Annotated in this window: 23 protein-coding genes; 15 read left to right on the forward strand and 8 right to left on the reverse strand. The window is 42.8% G+C overall.

What is annotated here, in order from left to right; genetic code table 11:
- Window positions 1–20 precede the first annotated feature (20 nt).
- A complete protein-coding gene (locus tag E0485_RS10435; protein WP_132417982.1) occupies window positions 21–869 on the forward strand; it encodes a MurR/RpiR family transcriptional regulator in 849 nt (282 codons plus the stop codon).
- Between the two features lie 35 nt (window positions 870–904).
- Here the strand turns inward: E0485_RS10435 and E0485_RS10440 are convergent, their stop codons facing one another.
- From E0485_RS10440 to E0485_RS10450, 3 genes are all read right to left on the reverse strand, one after another.
- Window positions 905–1,324, reverse strand: a complete 420-nt coding sequence (locus E0485_RS10440) for a MarR family winged helix-turn-helix transcriptional regulator (protein WP_132417983.1) — start codon at window positions 1,322–1,324, stop codon at window positions 905–907.
- A gap of 151 nt (window positions 1,325–1,475) precedes the next feature.
- On the reverse strand, window positions 1,476–3,581 hold the full coding sequence (locus E0485_RS10445; protein WP_132417984.1) for an LTA synthase family protein: 2,106 nt from the start codon (window positions 3,579–3,581) through the stop codon (window positions 1,476–1,478).
- Between the two features lie 229 nt (window positions 3,582–3,810).
- Entirely contained in the window at window positions 3,811–4,518 is a 708-nt protein-coding gene (locus E0485_RS10450) for a Crp/Fnr family transcriptional regulator (protein ID WP_132418101.1), read from the reverse strand.
- 360 nt (window positions 4,519–4,878) lie between these two features.
- Here E0485_RS10450 and pflB point away from each other — a divergent pair, with 360 nt between their 5' ends.
- From pflB to E0485_RS10470, 4 genes are all read left to right on the forward strand, one after another.
- Window positions 4,879–7,149, forward strand: a complete 2,271-nt coding sequence (gene pflB / locus E0485_RS10455) for a formate C-acetyltransferase (protein ID WP_132417985.1) — start codon at window positions 4,879–4,881, stop codon at window positions 7,147–7,149.
- Window positions 7,150–7,209: 60 nt separating this feature from the next.
- Complete coding sequence (pflA, locus tag E0485_RS10460; protein ID WP_407944844.1) at window positions 7,210–7,941, forward strand: pyruvate formate-lyase-activating protein; 732 nt, start codon at window positions 7,210–7,212, stop codon at window positions 7,939–7,941.
- Window positions 7,942–8,014: 73 nt separating this feature from the next.
- The gene (locus E0485_RS10465; RefSeq protein ID WP_132417986.1) at window positions 8,015–8,209 is read left to right on the forward strand and encodes a hypothetical protein; all 195 of its coding nucleotides are present in this window, start codon (window positions 8,015–8,017) and stop codon (window positions 8,207–8,209) included.
- A 151-nt stretch (window positions 8,210–8,360) separates the two neighbouring features.
- The gene (locus E0485_RS10470; RefSeq protein ID WP_328591298.1) at window positions 8,361–9,416 is read left to right on the forward strand and encodes a class I SAM-dependent methyltransferase; all 1,056 of its coding nucleotides are present in this window, start codon (window positions 8,361–8,363) and stop codon (window positions 9,414–9,416) included.
- Between the two features lie 74 nt (window positions 9,417–9,490).
- Here the strand turns inward: E0485_RS10470 and pfkB are convergent, their stop codons facing one another.
- Both pfkB and E0485_RS10480 read right to left on the reverse strand, forming a co-directional pair.
- On the reverse strand, window positions 9,491–10,432 hold the full coding sequence (pfkB, locus tag E0485_RS10475) for a 1-phosphofructokinase (RefSeq protein WP_132417987.1): 942 nt from the start codon (window positions 10,430–10,432) through the stop codon (window positions 9,491–9,493).
- A 25-nt stretch (window positions 10,433–10,457) separates the two neighbouring features.
- Window positions 10,458–11,327 (reverse strand): class II fructose-bisphosphate aldolase, encoded by an 870-nt coding sequence (locus E0485_RS10480; RefSeq protein ID WP_132417988.1) that lies wholly within the window; start codon window positions 11,325–11,327, stop codon window positions 10,458–10,460.
- A gap of 131 nt (window positions 11,328–11,458) precedes the next feature.
- Here E0485_RS10480 and E0485_RS10485 point away from each other — a divergent pair, with 131 nt between their 5' ends.
- From E0485_RS10485 to E0485_RS10495, 3 genes are all read left to right on the forward strand, one after another.
- A complete protein-coding gene (locus tag E0485_RS10485) occupies window positions 11,459–12,517 on the forward strand; it encodes an SIS domain-containing protein (protein WP_132417989.1) in 1,059 nt (352 codons plus the stop codon).
- A 19-nt stretch (window positions 12,518–12,536) separates the two neighbouring features.
- Window positions 12,537–13,322, forward strand: a complete 786-nt coding sequence (locus tag E0485_RS10490) for a DeoR/GlpR family DNA-binding transcription regulator (RefSeq protein WP_132417990.1) — start codon at window positions 12,537–12,539, stop codon at window positions 13,320–13,322.
- Between the two features lie 140 nt (window positions 13,323–13,462).
- On the forward strand, window positions 13,463–14,668 hold the full coding sequence (locus tag E0485_RS10495; protein WP_132417991.1) for an MFS transporter: 1,206 nt from the start codon (window positions 13,463–13,465) through the stop codon (window positions 14,666–14,668).
- Here E0485_RS10495 and E0485_RS10500 read toward each other — a convergent pair whose 3' ends face one another.
- The 3 genes from E0485_RS10500 to E0485_RS10510 form a co-directional block, all read right to left on the reverse strand.
- Window positions 14,669–15,460 carry a divergent polysaccharide deacetylase family protein gene (locus E0485_RS10500; RefSeq protein WP_132417992.1) on the reverse strand — a complete coding sequence of 264 codons (792 nt, stop codon included), beginning with the start codon at window positions 15,458–15,460 and terminating at the stop codon, window positions 14,669–14,671. It lies immediately after the preceding gene.
- 101 nt (window positions 15,461–15,561) lie between these two features.
- Window positions 15,562–16,182, reverse strand: coding sequence for a DsbA family oxidoreductase (locus E0485_RS10505; RefSeq protein WP_132417993.1), 621 nt, complete (start codon window positions 16,180–16,182; stop codon window positions 15,562–15,564).
- A gap of 109 nt (window positions 16,183–16,291) precedes the next feature.
- Window positions 16,292–17,704, reverse strand: coding sequence for an amidase (locus E0485_RS10510; RefSeq protein ID WP_132417994.1), 1,413 nt, complete (start codon window positions 17,702–17,704; stop codon window positions 16,292–16,294).
- 175 nt (window positions 17,705–17,879) lie between these two features.
- On the opposite strand from E0485_RS10510, the gene E0485_RS10515 reads away from it, so the two are divergent.
- The 7 genes from E0485_RS10515 to E0485_RS10545 all read left to right on the forward strand — a co-directional run bounded on the left by E0485_RS10515 (window position 17,880) and on the right by E0485_RS10545 (window position 26,494).
- Window positions 17,880–18,269, forward strand: a complete 390-nt coding sequence (locus E0485_RS10515; RefSeq protein ID WP_207910962.1) for a Fur family transcriptional regulator — start codon at window positions 17,880–17,882, stop codon at window positions 18,267–18,269.
- Window positions 18,266–18,526 (forward strand): membrane protein insertion efficiency factor YidD, encoded by a 261-nt coding sequence (yidD, locus tag E0485_RS10520; protein WP_132417996.1) that lies wholly within the window; start codon window positions 18,266–18,268, stop codon window positions 18,524–18,526. Before E0485_RS10515 ends, yidD begins: the two co-directional genes overlap by 4 nt.
- Before the next feature lie 515 nt (window positions 18,527–19,041).
- Window positions 19,042–21,024, forward strand: a complete 1,983-nt coding sequence (metG, locus tag E0485_RS10525) for a methionine--tRNA ligase (RefSeq protein ID WP_132417997.1) — start codon at window positions 19,042–19,044, stop codon at window positions 21,022–21,024.
- Between the two features lie 211 nt (window positions 21,025–21,235).
- Window positions 21,236–22,495, forward strand: coding sequence for a Gfo/Idh/MocA family protein (locus E0485_RS10530; protein WP_132417998.1), 1,260 nt, complete (start codon window positions 21,236–21,238; stop codon window positions 22,493–22,495).
- 369 nt (window positions 22,496–22,864) lie between these two features.
- Entirely contained in the window at window positions 22,865–23,896 is a 1,032-nt protein-coding gene (gene tdh / locus E0485_RS10535; protein WP_132418104.1) for an L-threonine 3-dehydrogenase, read from the forward strand.
- Between the two features lie 15 nt (window positions 23,897–23,911).
- Complete coding sequence (locus tag E0485_RS10540; RefSeq protein WP_132417999.1) at window positions 23,912–25,087, forward strand: glycine C-acetyltransferase; 1,176 nt, start codon at window positions 23,912–23,914, stop codon at window positions 25,085–25,087.
- A 453-nt stretch (window positions 25,088–25,540) separates the two neighbouring features.
- On the forward strand, window positions 25,541–26,494 hold the full coding sequence (locus E0485_RS10545; RefSeq protein ID WP_132418000.1) for a metal ABC transporter substrate-binding protein: 954 nt from the start codon (window positions 25,541–25,543) through the stop codon (window positions 26,492–26,494).
- Window positions 26,495–26,526: the final 32 nt, after the last annotated feature.

The following is a 26,526-nucleotide window of genomic DNA, read 5'->3' on the forward strand; positions in this document are numbered from 1 at the left end:
AATAGGGATGAGGAGAGAATATGAGCGGAGGTCTTGTACGACTACGCGAAATTCTGGATGAACTCACGCTTTCGGAACGCAAAGTAGCGGAGTATATATTGAACCATCCAGATGAAATGATTGGGATGTCAGTCGCTCAGTTAGCACAACAGAGTGGGGGGAGTCAGGCAGCTGTTATACGCCTATGTAAATCTTTAGGCCTGAAAGGCTATCAAGAACTAATGATTAAGGTTGCTGTAGATTTGCAGAAAGATGTAGGAAGTGACAGTTACCAGGAATTCCACCCGAATGACACAATCGAGCAAATCATTCAAAGCGTATCGAATAATAACATTCAGTCTATTCGAGATACCGCCAAAATTATCGATCCCATTCGGATTCAAAAAGCTGTAAATGCGATCATTCAGGCTAAACGCATTTATTTCTATGGACAAGGTGCTTCCAATTTGATTGCAATCGATGCCCAGCATAAATTTTTACGAATTAACAAAACATGCTTTGCCTTCGCAGATGCAGATCTGCAAGTAACCTCTTCCGTCATGCTTACGCCAGAGGATGTTGCCATTACCGTGTCATATTCCGGTGAAACACCATATATGATCGAATGTATTAAGAGAGCAAATACCTCGGGGGCAACAACGATCTCCTTGACGAAATATGGGAATACAACGATTAGTCAATTAGCAGATATTCCTCTGTATAGTACTTCAACTGAAAATGAGATTCGAAGCGGAGCAACCTCCTCAAGAATTACGCAATTAAACATCATCGACATTCTCTATTTGGGTGTTGCGAGCAAGCAATACAGCGCTTCATTAGAATATTTAGAGAAGAGCCGAGATATTATTAAGAAAATGAAACGGTTATAATAAACAAGAAGAGAGCTACGGATTCCTAGCTCTCTCTATTTTTGCAATAATTTCTCGAACATATCGATCATATGGCGGATTTCATCCTCTGTTAAGTTTCCAAAGAACTTCTCGACAACTTCCTTACGTTGCATACGGAGTGTTTCAAGGACGGATAATCCTTGTTCTGTAATAACCAATTTCACGATTCTACGATCTGTGATATCTCTACTTCGCTCGATATACCCAGCCTCAATCAGCTTGTCCGCAATTCCCGTTATCGCTCCTGACGTTAGTCCAACAAGTTCGGCTAGTCCAGAAACGGTCCGTTCACTAACCTTTAATTGCTCTAGAACGTAGTATTGCGTTCTTGTAATTTTGAGATCCTGCATGTTATATGCCCAATCATTAGTCAGAGACTTTAACACGCGGTTAAAGACGTTCTCTAGCTGAATCATTTCATTCGGAATTGGCAATTTTCAAATCTCCTTTGATCTAAATCTTCTTGAGTAGAATAGTTTTAGGCTATTTTAAAGTATACGGTTAATCCCAGGTCGAGTCAATGAATAACGCCTCAAGGCCGATGCAATCATCAGGCCTTGAGGCGTTATTGTAGTACTTTATGAATTATTTATTCGCTGCTGCCGAGCCACCAACACTGTATACATTGGATTGCGCAATCAGCGTCTTCTGTGAATCAATTACTTTAATTTTGACATCGAATTTGGTTCGATCCATACCTTTAGGGAAAACGGCGGTTAATGCACCATTATTCCAGCTTGTATCCAGCGCTTTGCCATTCACTTCAATCGTACCTGATGGTGCGATATTGCTTCCATGGATGACGATTTGGGTCTCATTACTCTTATCTTCGAGATCAACCGAATCTATGACCATAGTTCCCAAACCTAGTATAAACTTATTTTTGCCTATGAGATTTTTATAACCAGTATAACTGTATTGCTCACCGAATAACGAGTCATATTGCAACAAACGGTAATCGGTTAAATCATTAGTGGTCAAATGCATCTCATTATACATGCTTTGTGGTGGAATGACAGGATGCTTCTGCATGAAATCATACAAGTAATCGGTATACGGTGTTCCTTCTCTATCAATCATATTGAGAATATAAGGTGTCAGGAAGGAAGGAGACACGAACATATTCTCGCCATGCGGCGGCAAATAATTGTCCCAGATCACGAATGGTGTAGAATACATTTTCTTCGTAAAGTCAGGATCGCCGTCATTCAAGAACTTTGCTTCACGGTACACTTTGAGATTGTTTCCAAGACTTGCCAGATGGTCACCGAAGAATAGAATAACCGTCGGTTCGCCTTTCTTCTCAAAATGATCCGTAAGCGTCTTAAGCATTTGATCTGCTCTGCGCATTCCGCCAGCATATGATTCTAGCATGTCTATTGATTCTTGTGATAATCCAGCGCCGCTAACTTTAATCTCGGAAGGACCGAACTTGTTCTTATTGTACGGTGCATGATTCTCCATCGTATTCGCAAAAATCATATCAGGACCAGAACTTTGATCTGCTTCAGCAATAATTTTCTCGGCAACGGAACGATCTGAGAAGTAATTGCCTGTATGCTCAGGAACGAAAAATTCCTGCGAGATAAATTTATCAAAACCAAAATTGCGATATACGTTACGAGAGTTGAAGAACCAGTTATGGAATGGATTAATAGCTGCCGTTGAATAACCTTGTCTTGACATGATGTTAGCAATTGAATCCATGGGGTGATTCACATATTGGATATAAGCTAGCGAACCTTGCGGTAAGAACCGCGTGCTGTTGCCTGTTAAGACTTCAAACTCTACGTTTGCAGTCCCCCCGCCGAATTGTGGAGAGAACAGCTTGCCTGATGGATATTTGCCCATAAGTGAATGCAAATGAGGGATGGGGTCCTCTGAGAACTTCACATTGGTCATTTCAGTTGCATCAAACAAGGATTCGCTTAGAATAACGATAATATTCGGCTTAATATTGCTATCAATGTTCGTTCTTCTCTTTATATTATCGGTTATAGTCGCGATTGTCTCCTCATCATAATTATCGGGTTTACTAATAAATACGAGATCCAAGTTTAGCATCGATGTAAGTGCGAAACCGTTCCATTCATAATTCTGGGTCTGGTTCCAAGGGATCTTAACAATCCCCAAAGCTTTCTTCATCGACCAAGGGTTATCCGTATAAGCAGTGAATAGAATCGCAATAGATAGAGTCCCGAGAACAATCATTTCTTTCCATTTGAAACGAGCTCGAATGACTTTGATAAAATTAATTGCCAATCCGCAAATAATCGCAAATGCCGCGATGCCTCCGAGCATTTTCCAAGGAATCAAGTCGCTAAAATTTTGCGCTACATCTGCTGTTTCAGCTGTTAAAACGATATCCCAAGGAAGAAGAGGGACGCCGAGCATTTTAATTTTAACACCAGATATAACGCCAAGTACGGAAACAATTACAGTCATAATCCAAAATGCGATTTGGGTTCGACTCGTCACTGCGATAAAAAACAGGAATAATCCTAGAATGATGACATAGTTCAAGAAAAATTCATTCGGATGCTGAATCATGAATTTTAAAGCTTTTGTAATACTATCCCGATTTAAAAACTCTAATAGTAAGACGAGCGGAATGGGCCATAATAGAATATGGACCTTGTATAGAGCATATTTTGCAACTTTTAGCGCAGTTTGCCCCCATTTGTTTGTCATTGTTAATACCCCTAATCCTATAAATGTATAAATAAAAAAACAGCAATTGTGAAGCAGTGATCAATTTAACTTAGTCATTATATCATGCTGTAAAAGGGATAAAAACATTTTTCGTTGGTAATGGTAGGAATTTATACATCACATATAAGCGATGACAATTGTTGGCTGCCATCGCTTATAACAGGCTGTGAATACAGCGTACATGTATAGGGGTATGCTTAGATTACGGCTAGATTCTGCAAATTTCTGATGGGCAATTCTCACACCGGCATATATCTTGCAGACTTCTTAAGTTCTTAATAACGATCGAATCATTGTTGTAATCGATGATGTCTTGTTTTCGGAGGTCATTCAGCAAGCGATTTACGCTTTCTCTAGTCGCACCGATCATGTTAGACAACTCCGTATGGGTGAGTTTCTTCATGATTGTGATGGTGTCGCCTTCTCTTTTACCATAGGAGTTGGACAAACGAATGAGAGTTGAGCACAATGCACCAGGTTTGCCGTACATCATAAGGTCACGCAGCTTCGTCTCGGTTATACGCTGGTTAACAGCCATCCATTTCATGAAGTCGATTGCCAGATTGTTGCTTTCCATAATGAGCTGTTCCAGATCTTTTTGATTCAGAATGTATATGACACTGTCATCAAGTGATTTGGCGCTAAAGCTGTGAATAGTCGATTGGAAAGGGTATAGCTGTCCGAACAAATCACCGGGCTGATACATGTGAAGAATAAATTCTTTACCTTCATCAGAAGATTTGGTGATTTTAACTCGACCTGAGCGTATAAAAAATAATTTATCCGCTGGCTCACCTTCCCAAAATATGTGGCTACCAGCTTTGATACGATGCTCTGACATTTTTTCTACCATAAGGTTTAGATTGCGGTCAGAAAATGATGTCGTGTTAGCATTAGCATGTTTTCGGAGTTGCATATTTCGTTTCAACACCATTAATCCCCCTTACATTAGTTTTGACGTTCTTGCTGCCCTAATGACTTACTATAAAATATCACGGTAAAGGTTATTAGTGGCTGATCTGTCTTATAAATGAATTTACAGCAGAATCTGCTCACCTACAAGTGTTTTACAACTGTGATATTTTTATTATAGAAAATAAAATCGCATGTGACAAATTTCATAGTGATTTTTTTCACAAGGGTATAATATTGGTTATGAGATAGGAGTTACTCTAAACAACTTGACTTGCTTCAAGGCGGGTGCTATATTGCTTTCGATTAGCTAGTGCTATTCGTCAAGCTTTAAGCACTGCAACATTTTTGGGAGGTGTTTTTCATGGCTGTATCAGAAAAAGAACTTAACAAAGTAGTCGATGAGAAAGGCTGGCGGGGATTCCAAACCGGTAAGTGGGATAAACATATTGATGTTAGTGATTTTATCGAGCTTAATATTAATCCTTATCATGGTGACGATTCATTCCTTGCAGATGCTACACAAAATACAAAGGATCTATGGAATATTATCAGTGACTTGTCACGTAAAGAACGCGAGAACGGTGGAGTCCTTGACGTAGATGTAAACACACCATCCACAATTGTTTCTCATGGACCTGGATATTTGGACAAAAACAAGGAAACGATTGTCGGTGTTCAAACAGATGAGCCATTCAAAAGATCCTTGCAGCCATTTGGCGGTATCCGTATGATGATCGATGCATGTGATGCATATGGCTTTAAAGTTCCTCAAGAGATCATTGATATCTTTACACATATACGTAAAACACATAACCAAGGCGTATTTGACGCTTATACAGAAGAAATGAGAATGGCACGTAAATCTGGTGTAATCACAGGCTTACCAGATGCTTATGGACGCGGAAGAATTATCGGTGACTATCGCCGCGTTGCATTATATGGTGTTGATAAACTAATCGCTGCTAAGAAGGCAGATCTTAAATTAATGGAAGTTGACGGCGTAATGAGCGATGATACAATTCGCGGCCGTGAAGAAACAAATGAACAAATTCGTTCCTTGCAAGAATTGAAGCAAATGGCTGCTTCTTACGGATTTGATATCTCTGCACCAGCTTCGAATGCTCGTGAAGCTTTCCAATGGCTATATTTCGGTTACTTGGCTGCTATTAAAGAGCAAAATGGTGCTGCAATGAGTATCGGACGTATTTCTTCCTTCCTAGACGCTTATATCGAGCGTGACCTTAAAGAAGGTACATTAACTGAAGCTCAAGCGCAAGAAATTGTCGATCACTTCATTATGAAGCTGCGTATCGTTAAATTCCTTCGTACGCCAGACTATAATGAATTATTCTCTGGTGACCCAACTTGGGTAACAGAATCCATTGGTGGTATGTCCATTACAGGTGAAACTCGTGTAACGAAGAACAGCTTCCGTTTCTTGCATACCTTATATAACCTAGGTCCAGCTCCTGAGCCAAACTTAACTGTTCTATGGTCCGAGAAGCTTCCTGAAGGCTTCAAGCGCTTCTGTGCGAAAGTATCCATTGAAACAAGCTCTATTCAGTATGAGAGCGATGATTTGATGCTTCCAATCTATGGCGATGATTATGGTATTGCATGCTGCGTATCCGCTATGCGTGTAGGTAAGCAAATGCAGTTCTTCGGTGCTCGTGCGAACTTGCCTAAAGCACTTCTATACGCCATTAATGGTGGTAAAGATGAGAAGCTTGGCATTCAAGTAGGACCTGAGCTAGCGCCGCTGACTTCTGAAGTTCTTGATTATAATGAAGTCATGAAGAAATATAATGTCATGCTTGACTGGCTGGCGAAGTTATACGTAAATACACTCAATGTTATTCACTACATGCATGATAAATATAGCTATGAGCGTCTTGAATTTGCGCTTCACGATCGTGAAATTCTAAGAACAATGGCGACTGGTATTGCTGGTTTATCTGTTGCTGCTGACTCCTTAAGCGCAATTAAATATGCGAAAGTAACGCCTATTCGCGACGAGAATGGCATCGCAATTGATTTCAAAATCGAAGGCGACTTCCCTAAATACGGTAACAACGATGAGCTTGTTGACAGCATCGCGGTTGAACTTGTTGAGAACTTCATGAACAAGATCCGCAAGCATAAAACTTACCGCAACTCTGTACCTACAATGTCCGTATTGACGATTACATCCAATGTCGTATATGGTAAGAAAACAGGTACAACACCAGATGGACGTAAGAAAGGTGAACCGTTCGCACCAGGCGCTAACCCAATGCATGGTCGCGATACGAAAGGTGCATTAGCATCCCTTACATCTGTGGCTAAAATTCCATATGAACATTCATTGGATGGTATCTCCAATACGTTCTCAATTGTACCAAAAGCACTTGGTAAAGATATTGATACACGTGTATCTAATCTTGTATCCATGCTTGACGGCTACTTGAACGGTGGCGGACATCACTTGAATGTTAACGTATTTGATCGCGAGCAATTAATTGACGCTATGGAACACCCTGAGAATTATCCACAGCTTACCATTCGTGTATCAGGTTATGCTGTTAACTTTACGAAACTATCTAGAGAACAGCAACTGGATGTCATTAACCGTACTTTCCATGGCCAAATGTAGTAATTAAAAGAGGCTATCAAGATCTCGGGTCCATCGTTGCTGAAAGAAGGGGAACACATCATGAATGGTCGCATGCACTCCATTGAAACTTTCGGAACGGTGGACGGTCCGGGAATTCGATTCATCCTGTTTTTGCAAGGATGTGCGCTCCAGTGCCAGTATTGCCATAATCCAGATACTTGGGAAACGAATGAAGGCAAGCTTATTACAGTTGATGAAATTGTAAAAGAAATTAAGCCTTACTTGTCGTACTACAGAAGCTCTGGTGGAGGAATAACAGTATCAGGCGGCGAGCCGACCTTGCAGGCTCCATTTGTTGCAGAGCTATTTACAGAGCTGAAGAAGCAGTTTAATTTGCATACAGCCTTGGACTCATCTGGTTTTAATGATTATGATAAAATTTCTTATCTGCTCGATGTTACCGATTTAATTTTGCTTGATCTCAAGATTATTAATCGAGAAAAACATATTGCCTTAACAAGTCAGCCTAATGATCGGATCTTGAATTCGGCAAGATGGTTATCAGATCATGGTAAGCCAATGTGGATCAGACATGTTCTTGTACCGGGAATAACAGATGCAGAAGAAGATTTACGTGAACTTGGCCAGATGCTCGCAACACTTAAGACAGTGGAAAAGTTTGAAATACTGCCTTACCATCAAATGGGAGTTTACAAATGGGAAGCACTTGGTAAGCAATACCCATTAGAAGGTGTTCCTTCACCAACTGCAGAAGAAGTCGCTCGTGCTTATGACATCATAGAGCAAGCGAGGCAGGAAGCATTGCAATAAGTACAGGAGCAGTTAATCATCAACTCGATCCCTCACTCATATAGTGGTACAAAGAGTGACTGGGGGAATGTTGATGGCTGTGATGGGCGTACATTTAACGTTTGCAGTTTTATTTTTTGCCGCACTTGTACTTGGAGTTTTAACTTTCTTACGCAATGTAGTAACGAAGGATTCCGTTAGACATGATCTGGAATTTGTATGGAACGGGAAGTTTACACGTGAGCAGATCGAGTTCCAAGACTATAATAATAATCACACAGAAAACTAGGCGATAGCTATCGTCTATTTTTTTTTGTATCTAGATTGCTCCCCTTTTTAACGAGTTGGAAGGAATAGGAATATCAATGAAGAATACAACATAGATAAAACTGTTTACAGGAGCTAGTGCTTATAAATTTGATAGAAAGAGGGTAAGGAAGATGGTCATGGATCTAGACGCCCATTTAGGCAATGATTATCCATATTCGGAGGAAGACTTCGAGAAAACGCTGCTTACACCGAGCTATCGAGTTGAATTGCGTAACGCGACGAATGAACAATTGGATCGTTTTATCTCGGCAGGGATGGTGAATGATTGGTCTTTGCTGAGCTGGAAAGAAGTTGGCAGACCTTATCGGGTGGAGAACATGGCGGAGAAGCGGGTTCAATGGGAAAATGAGCATGGACGGAACATGCCTGTTCATAAGGCTTGGGAGATGTTCAATCGTTCTTTTCATGAATGGTTCGTAAAAGATGTTCCAAGTGAAAAGAAACAAGCGCGTCAAGATATGTTTAATCACTTAGCGAAGTTTGACATGAAGGAAGTGCGTATAGCGCTTAAGAGTGTCATTATGCTTAATCTATGGAACTATGCTCATCGCGTTAAAGACGGCATATGGGACCCGAGAGGGAAGCGAGCACTGTTTCAAGGGCTTCATCTTAAGAAGCCTCGCATCCTCTTTTTAGGCGCTGCAGAAGGGTATGAAGCGATGCAGCTTTACTCGATGTATCCTGACGGTGAGATCGTGATGGTTGATTATGATGAATATTGCAAAACAGATCGATTTGCTCAGTTTCCAGACACCTATCCATTTCTGGGCTATAACTCTGCAACAGGGCAATCGAGAGTATGGTACAAGGATCAGATGAATATTACTTACATCGTGGATGATATTCGGAATTTGCCATTTGGTCATGAATTCGATATTGTCCTTAGCGTTGGTTTGCTGGAGCATTTCTCAGATGAAGTGAAACCAGAAGTAATGGAGTGGCATCGTAAGTTCTTAAAGCCCGGAGGATATGCCATTTTAACGACACCGAGGAATCAGCTGCAATCAAAAGTTTATTATAAAGTCATGGAAGATGTCATGAATCATACGTACCGGGAACTTATGGATATTCGTCAAATGGGATTGTATGTTTATGAGAATGGTTTTGATATTCTAAAGCATGGCTATATTAAAGTGCATAATGGAATTATTGCACAGCCGAGATAATTCTCATGGATATCGAAAATGAACAATAGCGGATTACCTGATAACAGGCAACTCCGCTATTGCTGTGAAACGATTTATTCAGCTTGCAATCTTTCAACGCTGACTTGTTCTAACAAAGTCTTAAGATGCTCCATATCGATTACTCCTGCACGCATTTGCAATGCATTAGCAGTTCCACATGCAGCGCCTAGACGCAAAGCCGTATGCGCATCATTTCCTCGTTCAATCGCGGTGACGATCCCCGCAACCATAGAATCGCCGCAGCCAACTGGATTTACGGCATCAATTGCCGGCGCTTTAACAGAATAGATACTGCCTCCCCAACCCGCAATTGCTCCTCGCTCTCCGAGCGAAACGACAACAGCGTGAATGCCTTTGTCCATAAGTGTTCGAATTGCAATAATAATTTCATCATCAGTCCGCGGCTCATTCCCGAGTATTTTACCAATTTCATGTTCATTAGGCTTGATCAAATAAGGTAAAGCATCGACGCCTTGAGCGAGCGGATCTCCAGATGTATCGAGCACCGCCTTAGCGCCATTCTCGCGGATAATACGTATTAACTCCGCATAAGTATCACTCGGGCAGCCCCTTGGCAGTGAACCGGAAAGAACAACGATTGATGATTGCTTAGCAAGATCAGCAACCTTGTGATATAAAGCCGATAGCTGTTCAGCAGCAATCAGGGGTCCTGCCTCCAAAATTTCTGTCTGATCTTGACTGCTTGTCGGGTCTAGAATCGTCAAGCATAATCTTGATTCTCCGTTTGCATAAATAAAATCATTCGGTATACATTGGTCGGACAGGCAATTTATAATTGTTTGCCCTTGTGAGCCTGCTACGAACCCGGTGGACATCACATGACCGCCTAATAGGGTAATGACTCGTGCTACATTGATGCCTTTGCCCCCAGCATCGGAGACGGTTTGTTCGACTCGAAATAATCCCGACTTATGAAAATTAGGAATGACACAAGTTTTATCAATGGCTGCATTCAACGTAACCGTCGTTATCATAGAATATCCCTCTATTGTTGTAAAATTATCGCAGCTCTTTCGCGCGTCCGGCACATCCCGATAAAAGCATTTTCTTCTGAGCGAGAGCTTTAACTTCTTGCTTGGCAGGAATCATATATTTACGTGGGTCATTTTCATTTGGATGCTGATTGAAAATACCCTTAATCGCATCAGAGAATGCAATCCGAAGCTCAGTGGCTACATTGAACTTAGCCATTCCAAGAGATACGCAGCGTTTCACTTGTTCATCTGGAATGCCTGAGCCGCCATGCAGCACTAGTGGAACTTCAACTGACTTGGAAATTCGCTCCAGTCTATCGAATGCAATTTTGGGTTCACCCACATAAATGCCGTGTGCGGTTCCAATCGCTGGTGCTAATGTAGGAACACCTGTAAGCTCTACGAATCGTACGCAATCCTCAGGAACTGCCAATCGAGCATCTTCTTCGCTCACAGAAATATCGTCCTCTACGCCGCCAACCTTGCCAAGCTCGGCTTCAACATTGACACCAGCAGCAGTGGCAACTTTAACAACCTCTTTCGTAATTTCTACATTGTCTTCAAAATTACGCATGGACGCGTCAATCATAACGGAAGTATAGCCTTCGCGAATACATTGAATAAGAACATCATACTCCGTGCAATGATCTAAGTGCAATGCAATCGGAATACTTGCGTTCTTAGCTGCGACTCTCGCAGCCGCAACGATATAATCAGGACCCAAATGTTTAACGGTGCCGACAGTTGTTTGTAGAATAAGAGGAGATTGCAGCTCATCAGCAGCCTCGATTACAGCTTGCAGCATTTCAAGCGTGTGTACATTGAATGCTGTAATACCATAACCGCCTTTTCTAGCAGCTTGCAGCATAGATGTAGAACTGATTAAGTGACCCATAATGACATTCTCCTTTGAGAAAAATGATAGAACGATAAAATAAATGAAGGAAACAAGATATTAAATGATTGAAACAATCATAAAAATGATTTATAATTTCATTATCTTGATTATATGGGGGAATGAACGGCATGTCAAACAACTTTGGACAATTAACGTATCCAGAGATTTGTGCACAAGCTGATGCACTGCAAGCGGCTTGGGATCAATTAACCATTCAATCTGAGTGGGTTTCAAAATATATAGGTAATCCAATTTATGATGAGGTTGTCTTTATCGGATCGGGTTCTTCGTATTATCAAGCGTTAACGATGGCAGCTACTTTTCGAAAATGGACAGGGCGCTCTGCTGCAGCACATCCTTCATCTGAAATTTTCCTATTCCGCGATCAGACAATTGCTCGTGATAAGAAAGTTCTGCTAGTTGGCGTTTCACGCTCTGGTGAATCAACAGAGGTTGTTCTCGCCGTGCAATCCGTCATCGATTTGCCGAACTGGACAATTTGCGGGATTACTTGTTATGAGCAAAGTACGATGGGTAAGCTCACGGAGTGTCTTGTCTCTCCATTAGGCAAAGAGCAAAGTACAGTCATGACGAAATCACTCTCATCCATGACATTCATGATGCAAGCAGCTATTGCAAAGACGGCAGTGGGCGATACGTATTCACAAGAGTTGCAAGCCGTGCTTGCATCTGATTACAATATGGTTAAGAAATCAGATCAAGCCGTCAAAGAATGGCTATCGGGCCGCACTTACACCAAATTAATCTACTTGGGAATGGGCGCCTATGGCGGCTTGGCACTAGAAGCTTGTCTTAAACTAAAGGAAATGTCTTATGTTTGGACGGAAAGTTACGGAACAATGGAGTTCCGTCATGGTCCAAAGTCGATTATCGAACCTGGTTCAATCGTTGTGCTGTTATTATCGGAAACTGCTCGTGCCTATGAAGTGAAAGTAGCGGAAGAGATGAAGGCTTATGGAGCCGAAGTGATCATCCTTACAGCTTCAGCAGGAGAAGATACGGCTTTTGCTGATCTTGTGATCGAGCTTGGGCATGCAGATATAAGTGATGAAGCACGGAGTGTACTTTATTTGCCTGCTGTGCAATTCTTAGGATTCTATTCAGCACTTGCGAAGGGTGTTAACCCGGATGAACCACGGAATTTAACGCAAGTGGTACAAATTTAAGTTGGGCGGAGTGAAATGTATGGCCGAAGAAACTTCCTCCAAAGGTGAAATCAGACGCGCACAGATTATGACGATGCTTAAGCAGCAAGGCAAGATCAGTATTAATGAGCTGATCGAGAAGCTGGATTGTTCAGAAGCTACTGCTAGGCGTGATCTGGATTTGCTTGATAAAAGGGGAGACTTGATTCGTACGATTGGAGGCGCTTTATACGAAGGAATTTCGACTTCACGTGAAATACCGTTTTCGGAGAAGCGCCAGAAGCTGTGGCTAGAGAAGGAAGCCATCGCTCGTAAAGCAATGGAATTTATCGAAGAGGGCGATAGTGTTTGCCTGTCAGGCGGCACGACAACTTATTTGATCGCTAAGGAGCTTAAATCACGTCATGGGATTACCGTTGTGACGAATGCGGTTAATATCGCGATGGAGCTTGCGGATAGCGAAGGCATTCAAGTCGTCGTTATTGGCGGCGTCATGCGTGCTAAGAATTATGAGTTATGTGGACCGCTTGCCGAGAAAACAATCGAGCACCTGAATATCGGTAAGATCTTTCTTGGGATCGATGGATTTACACTTGAAGAGGGCATTTCGACTTACGCTGAACAAGAGGCACAAACCGCGCGTATGCTGATGAAGAAAGCGAGACAGACAATTGCGGTATTCGATCATACGAAGACTGCTAAACCTTCTCTTTTTTCCATCGCGCCGATTCAGGACCTGCATGCTTGTATAACCGATCGACCACTAGAACAAATAATGCATGATGAGCTGGTCAGTCATGGGGTTCAAATTGTGATAGCAGAATAATTATTAGTAGAGGAACCGTTCTTTCATCTTTTGGATGAGGAACGGTTTTTTGTTTGTATTTTCAAAAAAGAATGGCAAATGATGCCCTCTCCTGTATAATCCTAATTATGGTTTCTAGATGATAGGGGTGATCAACTTTGTTGTTGCGTAATAAATCTTTTGTGTTCATGATGATCGGTGAAGTCGTTGGCGGCATAGGATTATGGCTTGCGATTATCGCTAATCTTCAATTTTTGCAAAGCTTGCTCTCATCAGATTTTCTTAAATCATTAGTATTAATGTCAGGGATATTCGTCTCGGTTCTATTGCTGCCATCAATTGGCAAAATCGTCGATCGTTATGATAAGAAAAAAGTGCTGATTACCGCGAACCTCATCCGCTGTATATCACCACTTCTCATGTTTCCTGCACTCATGTATCAATCGATTCCTTGGATGATTCTATCGCTTATTCTTCTACAAATTTCCAATGCAACTTATTTTCCGGCTGTGCGCACAACGTTCTCAACTCTTATTGCTCGAGAGGATTTACTAGCGGCAAATACATTCCATATGAACGCGATTACGATCTCACGTATTGCAGGAACGGCAATTGCAGGTGCGATGGTCTCTGTAATGAGCTTGTACACAATCTATTCGTTATCTCTGGTAGTTTATTTATTGCTTCTGGGTATCTTTATTTTTATCCACATTCCTAAGATAGACGCAGCAGTTCAGAAAACCAAAGAAAAGCTGAAATTCACGGAAGTATTTACCATTATTAAGCAGGATCGTTCGATATTCCTCGGAATAATCAATTCAAGTGTCATAGCTTTATTCTTGGGCGGAATGAATCTGTTCATTCTCTCATTAAGCGAGATTCAGCATGATCCTGGATTAATGGGCTATTTATACGCAGTTGAAGGTACAACTATCCTAGTTGTAGGACTATTTGTACGACGCGTAATTGGCAAGGCGAACATCATCCTCGCAACATCCTTTTTGCTGTGTGTGATCGCAATCGGTCAATATACGATGTCCTTCGTTGATCATAGATGGACAGTGCTGCTAGGATTCGGTATTTTTGGCAGCATGGTTGCCTTCTTCTTCCCGATGGTGACAACAATTTTTCAGAACCGTGTACCGCAGCAGACGCAAGGCAGATTTTTTGCCTTCAAAGAGATTGTGGATCGGATCCTAATGCAAGTATCCATCTTGGCAACAGGCGCAAGTCTAGATTTATTCGGTACATCCACCTATCTGATTATGATTGCGGGTCTGACTTTATTAACCGCACTCTTCACCTTAAGTCAAACGCTTAGACACAAGCTGGATGTCAGACAATATGCAGCAAGGGAACAAGGATAATCATTCGGTTAGTCCATCATGCTTAAGAGAAATCAACTGTGATATGGGGATTAACTGAACGTAATTCGCTAGATCAGGGAGTTTATTCTTGAGTGCTTCAGCCGTCGTTCTGCCACTTGACCCCACATGCCCGATGGCAACACAGTATTTACGCGTTTGGAGCCGTTGATGAATAACCCCAATCTGTTTCATCACATGCGATACAGTGTGCGTATCATCGAGAAAGAGCTCGTTCTCAATACAAGGTACGCCAACTTCAACTGCCGTTTTGCAGGCGATGCTATGATAATTCGTATGACTGTCGACGAAGAATAGGCGATGCTTCTTGCATTGCTCCAGAACGATCCGCATAACCCGTGGGTCGCCAGTAGCTTTAGAGCCCATATGATTGTTAATTCCAATGGCATGTGGAATTTCCGCAACCGCCGCATCGACTCTTTTGCGAATCTCATCATCGCTAAGTGATGTTAATATAACACCTGGACCCAGCCAACTCTTATTGCCTGAAACAGGCTCCATTGGCATGTGAATGATGACCTCTTTGCCAGCTAAATGGGCTGCTTCGGCATCCGATTTGGACGTAGGGAGAAAAGGCATTACAGCTACAGTAAGCGGATAGGGCATAGCAATGATTTCCTGAGTTCCTTTCATGTTGTTGCCGAAATCGTCAATAATGATAGAAGCCATTTTACTTTTATCCGGTATGTACTCCTGATGAACTGTCGCTACATGGCTAGTCGTTGAATTGATGGTTAAAGCTAGCATGATAGCCATGATACCGAGTTGTAGCATAATAAAAACACCTCCGCACAGATAATTGAAGCAAAAGCGATTGCTTCCTTGTCTGTTTAATATGGAGGTGTTTGCTATATCGTATGCATATGATTTGAAATTTAAACAGTTTTTAGAGCTTGAAGGAACGCTTGAGGTGGTTGTGCACCACGTACGGCGTATTTTCCATTAATAACGAAGAATGGGATCTGGGACACTCCGATTTCAAATGCTTGACGAATATCTTCATCAATTTCCTTGAGGCGAACTTCTGTGCCGACAAATTCACTGATATATTCGCGATCAAGACCAGCCTTCTCGGCAATATCCAGCAAGACTTCGCGATCACCAATGTCTCTTCCTTCAACAAAGTAAGCATGCTCAATTGCATCAACGACATCCATTCTGTACTTATCAGGCGCCAGTCTAATAACTTGATGTGACATTAAAGAATTCGGCATGAGAGCGATTTTGCTAAAATCAAATTCAACGCCAATGGATGCTCCTGTTTTCGTTATTTGTTCATGGACAAGATCCATTTGTTCCTTGCCACCTATCTTCTCTTCCATTAAGGGGGCAAACGGTACTCCTTCAAATGGAATAATAGGATCTAAAAAAAATGAACGAAAACGGAATTCTACTGGTGCACCTAATTCTTTGGCTGCCAAACGCATGCTATGTATGCCGATTCGGCACCAAGGACATACCGTATCGTGAAAGATGTCTACTGTAATAGGTTTCATTGACTAAAGCTACTCCCTTCTTAATCCAATCATGACTTAAGTCTATTGATCCATTATAAACGAGTTTGGCCTAAGAGGAAACGGCTTTACTGAGTTTATTGGTCATACATCACAAAATTGCGCGTTTCCATCCGCGGAAACGGCTTTCAATCTTTTCTCCAAGCGAGAAAATCGCATCTTCGTTTCCGATTGAACTTATAATTTGAATCGAAACAGGCAGTCCATTTTCTTCGCCAATCGGAATCACAAGGGAAGGCAAACCCCATGTATTTGCATACGCTACAAACGGCATATACTTCAAAAACGATTTGCTGATCGCAAAAATTTCTTTGTAAACTTGACCGTGCGGCAACGCTGGCGAATGATATACCGGGAGAATTAGCAATTTATGCTGCAAATATTCCTGTATCAACTGGTTGCCAAGATTGATTTGTTCATTCAATTTGGCCATCTGCTGTTTGGAAGGCTTAAAGGTTCGAGCACCGACTAAGGCCCATAATAGATAGCGATGCCATTCGCTATTACCAGCAATTCGCTCCTGTAACCAGTGACGCATCGGCTTCAGCAATCGTTTCCCTGAGGCTGCATTAACAACATTGGATGCGCCATCGATAGACATAATTTGCTGCCATAATAACGCAGATTGCTCATACATAGGTGGTTGCTCGTCGACAACTTGGATCGCTTCCTCTAATTCAAGCTTTAAATCCTTGAGGAGCAGCATCGTTTGCGCGGATACTTCATATTTGACCTGATCGATTGGCAACGTAATTGAAAAATCAGATAAATTTCGCTTGATTGGCTGCGCAAGTGCAAGAATATCATTGACTAATCTCGCGTCGCGTACAGATTTGGCTATTGCGCCGATCCCTAACATGCGTTCTTGCAAGGGATGCGGGAAGGGTGGGTACGCACCATCGTCTTTGACTTGGTAAGCACCGCTTTTAAAGCCAATAATGCCGTTAAAATGGGATGGGAACCTGATGGAACCCCCGATATCGGAACCGATACCAAGCGCAGCGCCGCCAGCAGCGATTAATGCAGCTTCACCACCGCTTGATCCGCCAACCGTTCTGGATAAATCCCATGGATTATTCGTTCGTCCGTACAATTTATTATCCGTTTCCTGACAAAAACATAAGGTAGGTGTGTTCGACTTACCTAAAATAATTGCACCTTCATGACGAAGCAGCTCGACAATCGCTGCATCATGATCCATCACGAGGTTTTTGCGATGACGGAGTCCGCCTGTCGTTCGCATACCAGCAACGTCAAACGCTTCTTTCATGCTGATCGGAACTCCATACAAACGTCCCTTAATATTCTGATTGCTTGCAAGCTCATCATCACATTGCCTCGCTTCATGTCTAGCGAGTTCAAATCGCTCTTCAACCAGACAGTTGACGCTTGGATTGATACGCTTTAAATGCTCGATATATGCTTCTGTCGCTTCTAATGATGTGACGGTTCCTTGTCTGATATAACCTGCTAAAGTAGATGCATCCAGATCAAGAATAGACATGTGCTTGCCTCCCTGTCATACATTCAATTACTAAGAATGGTAAGTGAAGTTTAGGAAGTCGTCAACATGAACCCTGTCAGATGATAAGAAATTTTTAGCAAGATCATGTATAATAAAGATTATAGAGATAAGTTGATGGAGGTATAGGTCTGTGAATGCTGAACAGATTATTCAAATGATGTCCGAGCAAGGACTACGTATCACCGAACAAAGACGTACACTTGCCGAACTGTTTGCAGGTACGGATGGCTATTTAACACCCAAAGATGTGTATGAGCTGATGGCGCAGCGTTACTCTGGTTTAAGCTTTGATACGGTATATCGTAATTTGAGAATTTTGCAGGAGATGGATGTGCTAGAGCAGTTTGTGTTTGAAGACGGAATTAAGTTTCGGGCACATTGTCAGGAAGCGCATCATCATCACCATGTTATCTGTTTGCAATGTGGGACTACAATTCCATTTGTGTTTTGTCCGATGGAAGGGATCTCGGGCATTCCTAGTGGCTTTACGGTTGTTAGACATAAATTTGAAGTATATGGATACTGTGAGGCTTGCGGGGCATGAAGAAGGTACTTCAGGCAGGAGTCAGATTTTATCGCAAATATATATCACCACTCAAAGGACCTACCTGTCGATTCTACCCAACCTGCTCGGCCTATGCATTAGAAGCTTTGGAAGAACACGGAGCGTTCAAAGGCTCGATCCTGACCGTTATCCGCATTGCCAAATGCCACCCCTTTCACCCTGGAGGAATTGATAAGGTGCCGCCTAATAAGAAGAAACAGCAGCACAGTTGTGAGGAACATGAGGAGCACAAGTAGCGGATAGTGGGATATGGCCTGTAATCTAGGGCTGCTCAGCTTTCGCACCTTGACAGAGCGCTGCTCATTCCTATATATTGTGATTTATAGTGAGTAAATAATGTATGTTTCGATGAATGGATAAGTACAAGCAGATGCCTATGTCCAGAGAGCCGGGGAAGGTGAAAGCCGGTATAGGAGTAACCTTGGAATATGGTCCAGGAGAACATATCTTCGAGCTATCTTAAAGCCACTGACTTTAAGAAGTAAGGGGATGTCGTGTTCCAGCGTTAATGGAGAAGTCTGATCATGACTTGCCAAGCCTTGCCTTCGTAAGATGCAAGGGAATCTGGGTGGTACCACGTGAGTAACAGCTCTCGTCCCAATGTGGACGGGAGCTTTTTATGTTTGAAAAGCACCCGCCTCTAAGGACGGTGAAACCGTTTATTCTGGGGTTGGCCTGAAATCTAATGGCAATAATGAAAAGAATAGGGAATTTTTAATTTGATTAAATTTGTTAGGGAGGCTAGTTGCATATGTCAGACAACAAAACATTCTACATTACAACACCGATTTATTATCCAAGTGATAAGCTGCATATTGGGCACGCGTATACGACCGTAACAGGAGATGTTATGGCGAGATACAAACGTCTTCGTGGCTTTAATGTAAGGTACTTAACAGGAACAGATGAGCATGGTCAAAAAATTGAGCGTGCGGCTAAAAATAAAGGGGTATCCCCGCAAGAATTTGTGGATGACATCGTTGCTGGAATTAAAGAGCTGTGGAAGAAGATGGACATCTCCAACGATGACTTTATTCGGACAACCGAAGAGCGTCATCAAGCGGCTGTGCAGAAAATTTTTGCAAGATTGCTTGAACAAGGGGATATTTATCTAGGCACTTATGAAGGCTGGTATTGTACGCCGTGTGAATCCTTCTTTCTAGAATCGAAGCTAGTCGATGGCAACTGCCCTGACTGCGGACGTCCAGTTGAACGGATGAAGGAAGAAAGCTATTTCTTCAAAATGAGTAAATATGCCGATCGTTTGATGCAATATTATGACGAGAACCCAGACTTCATTCAGCCTGAATCCCGCAAGAATGAAATGATTAACAACTTCATCAAGCCTGGTTTAGAGGATTTGGCGGTATCCCGCAACACCTTCGATTGGGGTATCAAAGTGCCTGGCGATCCCAAACATGTCATTTATGTATGGATTGACGCGCTTTCCAACTATATTACCGCACTTGGCTATGGTTCAGATGATGAGTCGAAGTTCAACACCTATTGGCCTGCAGATGTACATCTGATGAGTAAGGAGATTGTTCGTTTCCATACGATTTACTGGCCGATTATGCTGATGGCGCTTGACTTGCCATTGCCGAAAAAAGTTTATGCGCACGGATGGCTTCTCATGAAGGATGGCAAAATGTCCAAATCCAAGGGCAATGTAATCGATCCCGTTACTCTTATCGATCGCTATGGATTGGATTCCGTTCGCTACTACTTGATGCGTGAAGTACCTTTCGGTGCGGACGGTCAGTTTACACCAGAGAGCTTTGTTGATCGAATCAATCACGACCTTGCCAATGACCTTGGCAATTTGCTTAACCGTACGGTTGTGATGATGGGCAAATATTTTGATGGTGTGATTCAGCCTTATGTTGAGGGAGCAACTGAGTTTGATGCTTCTCTAATTGAGCTTACGCGTGAGACTGTAGCGAAATATGAAGAGGCCATGGAGAAAATGGAATTCTCCAACGCGCTATCTGCTGTATGGACGCTAATTGGTCGTACGAATAAATATATTGATGAGACGCAGCCATGGGTGCTTGCGAAGGATGAAGCCAACCGAGCTGCGCTTGGTTCCGTCATGTATGTTTTGGCTGAATGCCAACGCATCGTATCCGTGCTGCTTCAGCCATTCATGACGCGTACGCCGCAGCTGATGTGGTCGTCGCTGGGTGTTGACAGCGACGCTGCGCTTACCGCGTGGGACAGCGTCCACGCGTTCGGGGCTTTGCCTGCGGGAACAGTCGTCCGCAAAGCGGAGCCGATGTTCCCGCGGCTTGACGCCGCTGTCGAAGTCGCGTACATCGCGGATGCGATGCGCGGAGGCGTACCAGCGGCGGCTGAGAGCGCAGCCCCTGCATCGCCGGCTGCGGCAAGCGCGCCAGCGCCAGCACCGAAGGACGAAATCGGCATCGACGATTTCGCGAAGGTGGAGCTGCGCGTAGCGCAAGTGCTGTCAGCGGAGCCAGTGAAGGGCGCTGACAAATTGCTTAAGCTGCAGCTCGATCTGGGATACGAGCAGCGCCAAGTCGTTTCGGGCATTGCGAAGTTCTATAAACCAGAGGAGCTTGCGGGACGCAAAGTGATCTGCGTTACGAATCTGAAGCCAGTTAAGCTTCGCGGCGAGTTGTCACAAGGAATGATCCTTGCAGCTTCCGAAGGCGATTCTTTGACCTTGGCAACAGTACCAGACTCCATGCCGAACGGAGCAATTGTGAAGTAAGTTGAAGGCTGAGCGATAAGCTCAGGCTAGCCGTAATAAGAACAGCAATTCAGGGGATGTCCTCTCCTGATTGCTGTTTTTTTTGTGTATTCTAGAATTTATAAATTAAATATTTACGCTATTCTGACTGCATGATATTATGAGGTCGAATCTTGCGATGGAAATTATTAGGGTCTGAATTACGGATCATGAATTACGGAGGTAGATTAGGATGAATAAAATAACCGCAGTATTATTAGGTGCTGGTGATCGAGGGGCTAGAGCTTATGGTCCTTATGCGATCAATTATCCGCATGAGCTCCAGATTGTTGCAGTAGCTGAACCGAATGCTGATCGAAGAGAAGCGTTTGCAGCTGAGCACGGAATAGCTGAAGAGAATGTGTATACGGATTGGCAGGAACTGCTTAGCCAGCCTAAGACGGCTGATGCCATTATCATTTGTACGTTAGACCGCATGCATTACGAACCGACGATGAAAGCCCTAGAATTAGGCTATCATGTTTTATTAGAGAAGCCGATGTCCCCTGAGCCTAAAGAATGTATTGAAATGGAGCTAGCAGCTAAGAAGTATAATCGCATTCTAACGATTGGTCATGTACTGCGTTATACGAACTATTGGTCTTCGATCAAGAACATAATTAATGAAGGCAGAATCGGTCAAATCGTTTCGATCCAATTGAACGAGAACGTAGGCAATTTGCATATGTCTCATAGCTTTGTAAGAGGGAATTGGTGTAACTCAGATGAATCAAGCCCAATGATTTTGCAAAAATCATGTCATGATATGGATCTACTATCATGGCTCATGGATGAGCCATGTGTTAGTCTTAGCTCGTATGGCTCTTTAATGCATTTTAAAAAGGAGAACGCACCAGAGGGAGCACCGCTTAATTGTCTTGATGGATGTCCCGCCGAGCTTACATGTCAATATCATGCGCCTCGCTATTACTTGGGCGAAGGCAGTGGCTGGGCAAAGAAGTTTACGCTGGATACAAGCAGGGAAGGCATTCTACATGCGCTTCGAACGACTAATTATGGTAAATGTGTTTATCAGAGCCGCAACAATGTGGTTGATCATCAAGTCGTCTCGATGGAATTTGAGAGTGGGGCTACTGCTATTTTCAGCATGAGTGGATTTACACATAATCAAACGAGAACTGTTCAGATCATGGGAACCAAGGGCGAAATTCGTGGGGATATGGTTGAAGATAAATACACGCTCTATGATTTTGTTACCAAAGAAGTTACGGAAACGAAGATTAGTTCAGGAACGTTTGGACATGGAGGCGGAGACGAAGGGATAGTTAGAAGCTTTATTCAAGAAGTTCGAGCAAATTCTGGCGACAGCTTATCTTCCGCTACTGCTTCTGTCCGCAGTCATCTCATGGCATTTGCAGCAGAAGAATCCAGACTTCATCAAGGCAAACCAGTGACAATCAATGAATTTTACAGAAAATTCGTTAATGTCTGAATAAAAGTATATAATCATATTTAGAAGGGAGATGGTGGAAGAAGTGTAATTTGATAGAGGGATGTTTAGTAGAGGAATAAGAGTGCGTTGTGAGATAAACATTCTAAGTCAAGCTAAAGCTTTAGATAGATGCAATTTTTCGTAAAATGATATTGTCACATTAACCAAACGGCAGCATATGCATTTGCTAGACTGAAGATTTTTTCAGGGAGAATCAATTGTCAATAGGGGTAAATGCATGCATAGATCTTATGAATAATGAGCTCAGAAAGATTATGAATGTATACGTTAGAAGGCGAAGGAATCCTTAATCATGAATTGATCAAGGATTAACCTCGTTCTATATTGGGGGATGACTTTGTGCGTACAATGCTTGGTCTAGTGAAAGAACAAAGAGCAGCAGGAGCTGTACTTAAAGAAGTACCTGTTCCTGTATGTGGTCCTGATGAAGTACTTGTTAAGGTTAAAGCAACATCGATATGTGGAACTGATCTGCATATTTATAAATGGGATTCATGGGCTGAGAAGACAGTTGTTACGCCTAATGTATTCGGACATGAGTTTGCTGGCGTTGTGGAGGAAGTAGGCAAGGATGTTACGAATGTTAAGGTCGGCGATCTCATTTCAGGTGAAGGGCATATGGTGTGTGGCGTTTGCAAGGCGTGTCGAACAGGCAATGCCCATGTATGTCCGCATACCCGCAGCTTTGGGATAACAGCACCGGGATGTTTTGCAGAGTACGCAATTGTTAAGGCGGTTAATGTCATCCATAATGCATCTGACTTGCCGTTTGAGTTAGCTTGTCTTCAAGATCCGCTTGGCAATGCTGTTCAAACGGTTATGTCTGGTGATATCGTAGGTAAATCCGTCGCTGTGATTGGAACAGGACCAATTGGATTGATGGCAATTTCGGTAGCTAAAGCATGTGGAGCAGGAACCATCTTTGCCGTTGATGTGAATGAATATCGGTTAGAATTAGCGGAGCAGCTAGGAGCAGATGTCATGATCAATAGCAGCAAACAATCGATGGTAGAGGAAATAAGAGCCCTGACGCAAGGCGAGGGTGCAGAGGTCGTACTTGAGATGTCCGGTCACCCGGCAGCGATTCGGGATGGCTTTGAGGCGGTTGCGAATGCTGGGCGTGTATCACTGCTTGGAATACCAAGTGAAGAGGTATCACTTGATTTGGCAAGATCGATTATTTTCAAAGGATTGAGAATTGAAGGCATTACAGGTCGTAAGATGTATCAGACTTGGTATCAGATTAAAGGACTGCTCGATCAAGGCAGAATTAACCTGGCACCGCTTATCACGCATCGATTTAGATTGGAGCAGTATGAGGAAGCATTTGCGCTAATGAGTCAAGGCAAATGCGGCAAAATTGTATTTATCCACGATTAAGTAAGGAGAATTCATATGGCTAATTGGGATCAGCTAGGGCAGGAGCTTGAACAGCTTAAGGAACAAGGTAGATATCGCCCATTGTCCGTATGGCAAAGTGGTTCAGGGACTTGGATGAAAATAGGTGGACGCAGAGTGCTTCAGATGTCGTCTAACAATTATTTAGGCTTCACCGATCACCCTGCAATTAAGCAAGCCGCTATTGATGCGATCGAGCAATATGGCGCGGGCAGTGGTTCTGTACGTACAATTACAGGTACGCTAAGTATTCATGAGCAGCTTGAGCTAGAGCTAGCGAAGTTTAAGCAAACAGAAGCGGTTCTTGTTTTCCAATCGGGGTTTACGACGAATCAAGGGGTTCTGGGCTCCATTCTGGGTGAGAAGGATATCGTTATAAGCGATGCGCTTAATCATGCAAGTATTATTGACGGCATTCGCTTAACTAGAGCAGCACGTGAGATTTATGCCCATAAAGATATGGATCAGTTAGAGGCTTTACTAAAGCGCAGCAGCGGCTACGAGAAGCGTGTCGTCGTAACGGACGGGGTATTTAGTATGGATGGTGATATTGCGCCATTGCCTGCCATCGTAGAATTAGCTGAGAAATATGATGCCTTCGTCTATGTAGATGATGCACATGCAAGCGGTGTGCTTGGCAAGAATGGAAAAGGCTCAACTGATCATTTTGGTCTCCATGGAAGGGTTCATATTCAAGTTGGGACTTTATCCAAAGCCATTGGCGTTGTTGGCGGCTATGTAGCCTGCTCACAGGTGCTGAAGGATTATTTAATTCATAAAGCGAGACCGTTCTTATTCTCGACATCTGCGCCGCCAGCAGTGGCAGCGGCTTGTTTAGCTGCAATTCAAGTTCTTGGGCAAAGCTCAGAGCTAACGGATAGACTATGGAACAATACCAATTCATTCCGTGCAGCATTACAAGCAATTGGTTTTGATACAGGGGTCAGTGAGACGCCAATTATCCCAATTATCGTAGGTGATGCTGCCAGTACGATGAAATTCTCGGATCGACTGCTGGAAGAAGGTATTTGTGCTCAGGGCATCGTATACCCAACGGTAGCGGCTGATAAAGGTCGGGTCAGACTAATCGTAACCGCTAAGCATACCGATGAGGATTTGCAATTTGCCACACGGGTGTTGCAGAAGGTTGGTCAAGAATTCGGGCTTGTATAATCTAAGAGAGTTGTTATTAAACTAATTCCTTGAACGCTACTATAGGTTTCAAGGAGTTAGTTTTTTTTATGCATGTAGAATTATGACTCAAAACAATAATCAGTGCTTAACATATAGCGTAAGCAGCGGAGAGGACGGAATCGTTCTGGAGAAGCGTTAGCGTTCGCCTCAAAGCTTTCCTCAGGAAAGCTTACTTCGGAAGGATATGCTTTGTCAGCGAATTTCTTCCCACTAATGGTTCATCTGATCAGGAAATTTGGTGACAACAGCGATCGGAAGAATGATCCGTCCTCGCAGCGGTCATTAGGCAGGTGTAAGTATGTATTTTGGTTTTATGTCTTATTCGTAATATTTACGATTTTCATTGACAGCTTTAAAATAATCTTCTATTATTAAATAGAAATTATTACGATTAAGAGTTTTTGTTAAGAAACAAGACGAGAGGAATTCAACATGATTAAGAAATTATATATTCTGGTGGTTGTTTTTATACTTTCATTTGCAGTACTAGCTGGCTGTTCGACTTCCTCCAAGGAAGTGCTTGTCAAGGATAAAGTGAATGTCGTGACTTCATTCTACCCACTGTATGATTTTGCTCGTAAAATTGGTGGTGATCATGTCAATGTCATCAATCTGGTTCCAACCGGTATTGAACCGCATCACTGGACACCGAAGAGTCTGGATATTAGGCTAGCCTCTGATTCGGAGCTTTTCTTCTATCAAGGCGCGGGGTTTGAAGGTTGGGTGGACGATTTTCTGAAGTCTTTGCGGTCAGATGCAAAGGTCAAACCGTTCAAGGTCAGTGAAGGAGTAAACTTAATTCCGATCAGTGGTGATCATGACCATGAAGATCATGGTAAGGATGAAGCCAATCATCATGAAGGTGAATGGGACCCGCATCTATGGCTTTCCCCAATAAATGCGAAGAAAATGGCAGAGAACATCAAAAATGCCCTAATTCAAGTAGATGCCGTGCATCAGGCAGATTATGAAGCGAATTATGATCAACTAGCTGCGCAATTTGATGAGCTTCATGCTGAATTTACGAACGAAATTACGAAGCTGCCTCGGAAGGAAATTGTTGTATCTCACCAAGCTTTCGGCTATTTGTGTCATGAGTATGGACTTGAGCAGCTCGCCATTATGGGCGTATCCGCGGAGGCCGAACCATCCGCACAGGATATGAAGCAGATCAATGCATTCATACGTGAGCATCAAGTGAAATATATATTCTTTGAGGATCTTGTCTCAGATAAGCTTGCGAAGACACTAGCGCGTGATGCGAATGTTCAAACATTAGTCTTGCATACGCTTGAGGGATTAACGGATGAGCAAATGAAGAATGGTGAAGATTATTTCTCATTGATGCGCAAAAATTTAGGCAATCTATTACAAGCATTACAATAATCCATGAAGCATTACACGATAGTAAAGGGAGA

The sequence above is a fragment of the Paenibacillus albiflavus genome (assembly GCF_004344915.1).
GTDB classification, from domain to species: Bacteria; Bacillota; Bacilli; order Paenibacillales; family NBRC-103111; genus Paenibacillus_AM; species Paenibacillus_AM albiflavus.